Here is a 2,725-nt window from a genome sequence, read left to right as displayed (position 1 = left end):
CACCGGCTCCGCCGACCTGGCGACCGTGGGCATCCACACCGTCCGGGTACTTCTCACCACGGGCACGGGCCATGCCGGGTAGCGGCCTCGAGACCCGCCCGCGTTCGCAGGCCGACCACGGGACCGGGCCGGAGCCCGCTCTGGCCGCCCCGCTGCGGCGCGCCCTGAACCAGCTCGGCGGCCCCGAGGTGACCGTCGCGGCCCTCGGCTTCCGCGACGAGTTCACCACCGCCGGCCCGGCCTCCCCGCCGGAGCCCGCTCCACAGCCACAGCCGGTCATCCCCGTTCACCTCTACGGGCAGCACGCGATCATCGGCCCGCCGGGCCGTGCCACCGACAGGGCCGTGAACAGCCGTGACGGCAGGGCCTGTTCGCGCTGCCTGGCCCGCCGCTGGCAGGCGGTGCGGTCGGTCTCCCTGCGCGACGCGCTGGAGACCGGCGGCGAGACGCATGCGGCGGGGGAGTGGCCCTACGGCACGCCCTTCGCCGTGGACGCCGTCGCCGCGCTGGTGACGGCGGCGGGCAACCGTGCCGCCACCGGACCGTTCCCGGAAGTCCACCTCCTCGATCTGCGGACCCTGACCGTCCGCTGCTATCCGCTCGTACCGGACCCGCAGTGCCCGCGGTGCGGGATGCCGAGCGCCGACACGCGGGACGCGGCGCGCATCGTGCTGCGGTCCGCGCCCAAGCACAAGCCGGGCACGTTCAGGCTGCGCCCGCTGGAGGCCTACGACATCGACGTGGCGGCCTTCGCCAATCCGCTGTGCGGGGCGCTGGGGCCCTCCGTCGTCCACGACGTGTCCTCCACCTCCACCTCCGCGGCCATCGGCTGCTTCTCGATGCGCTCGGGCGAGTACCTGCGGGAGACGTTCTGGGGCGGGCACGCCGACTCCTTCGCCACCAGCGCCCGGATCGGCGTACTGGAGGGACTGGAGCGCTACGCGGGGATGCGGGCGCGCGCCAAGACCACCAAGGTGACCGGCTCGCTGGAGCAGTTCGGCCACGACGCGGTGGATCCGCGCCACGTCGGTCTGTACTCCGACACCTTCTACCGGGACAACCCGCGGGTGGTGCCCTTCACCCCCGGCCGCGAGATCCCGTGGGTGTGGGGTTACTCGCTGCGCGACGGCACGCCGCGGCTGGTCCCCGAGGTGCTGACGTACTATCACGCGCCGGGCCTGGAGAACCGCTTCGTCCAGGAGAGCTCCAACGGCTGCGCCTCCGGCGGCGCCCTGGAGGAGGCCGTCTACTTCGGCCTGATGGAGGTCGTCGAGCGCGACGCCTTCCTGCTCGCCTGGTACGGGCGGCAGCCGCTGCCCGAGATCGATCCCGAGACCAGCGCACGCCCCGCCACCCGGCACATGGTCGACCGGCTGGCGATGTACGGCTACCGTGCCCGGTTCTTCGACACCCGCATCACCTTCCCCGTCCCCGTGATCACGGCGGTCGCCGAACGCCCGGACGGCGGCCTGGGCCGGATGTGCTTCGGGGCCGGCGCCGGACTCGATCCCGAGTCGGCGCTCGACTCCGCGCTGTGCGAGATCGCCACCGACGCCGTCAACCTGCGGGGCCGCACCGAACTCGACGAACCCCGGCTGCGCGGCATGGCCGAGGACTTCGACCAGGTCACGGCGCTGCACGACCATCCGCTGGTGTACGGCGTCCCGGAGATGGGCCGGTTCGCGGACTTCCTGCTGCGGCAGCCGGGTCCGCCGCCCCCGCTCCCGGTGGACGGGCTGCGCTGGCCGGACGCCTCCGGCTCGGCCGTCGCCACCGACATCCGGGCGGACCTGGAACGCTGCGTCGGCGCCGTCACGGGCGCGGGCTTCGACGTGGTCGTCGTCGACCAGACCCTGCCCGAGCAGCGGACGCTGGGACTCCACACCGTCAGCGTGCTGGTCCCCGGCCTGCTCCCCATCGACTTCGGCTGGTCCCGGCAGCGCGCCCGCACGATGCCCAGGATGCGCACGGCGCTGCGCGCGGCCGGGCTGCGGGAGCGCGACCTGACTGCCCGAGACCTCAATCCCGCACCACACCCGTTCCCGTGACCGGCCCTTCGGCGGATCAGGAAAGGAGCCTTCCCATGGGTTACGCCCATGACTACGCGGACGCCATCCAGCACCGCGCCAGGGTCCCGATGGACCCGGCGGACTTCGTCCCCGACTGGGCCGACCGGCCCAGGAAGGGCAAGCACTACCCCGGTGCGGAATCCTTCCCGCTGCCTCAGACGCACTTCCCGGACGGGGCCAGTGCCGCGGCCGGCTGCCTCCTGTCCCAACCGGCGTACGGAAACGAGCGGTTCACCCTGCCGCTGCTGTCCGGAATGCTGCAGGACTCCTACGGTCTGACCGGCCGGCGGCTCGGCGTCCAGGCCAACACCGACCTGGCCGCGCTGCCGCACTACACCCGGACCAACTGGTCGCGGGGCACCGCCTCGGGCGGCGGGCTCTATCCAGTCAGCGTCTACTGGGTCTCGGGACCCAGCGGCCCGCTCACCCCGGGAGTCCACTACTACTCCACCCCCCGGCACGCCATGCAGCGGCTGCTGACGGGCGATGTGACCGGTGAGGTGCGGGAGGCGGTCGGCTGCGGCGAAGCGGGCCCGGACACCGACGAGTGCGACCAGTTTCTCGTATTGGGCATCAAGTACTGGCAGAACGCCTTCAAGTACAACAGCTTCTCCTTCCACGTCATCAGCATGGACATCGGAACCGTCCTGCAGAGC

At 72.6% G+C, this 2,725-nt stretch carries 1 protein-coding gene and 1 pseudogene; both read left to right on the top strand.

Features of this window, described 5'->3' with window-relative positions:
- Positions 1–71: 71 nt before the first annotated feature.
- Positions 72–2,048, top strand: coding sequence for a TOMM precursor leader peptide-binding protein (locus ACRDP3_RS24395; RefSeq protein ID WP_431519150.1), 1,977 nt, complete (start codon positions 72–74; stop codon positions 2,046–2,048).
- Between the two features lie 35 nt (positions 2,049–2,083).
- Positions 2,084–2,725, top strand: a pseudogene (locus ACRDP3_RS24390) (nitroreductase); the annotation flags it as partial.

This window comes from Streptomyces sp. (assembly GCF_050698815.1).
Classification (GTDB): domain Bacteria; phylum Actinomycetota; class Actinomycetes; order Streptomycetales; family Streptomycetaceae; genus Streptomyces.
Note: the sequence above shows the minus strand (reverse complement) of the source record. Positions and strands in the feature narration are given on the sequence as shown.

Excerpts from the sequence above, each read along its gene's own strand:
- ACRDP3_RS24395 (WP_431519150.1), top strand. The coding sequence starts at position 72 with ATGCCGGGTAGCGGCCTCGAGACCCGCCCGCGTTCGCAGGCCGACCAC.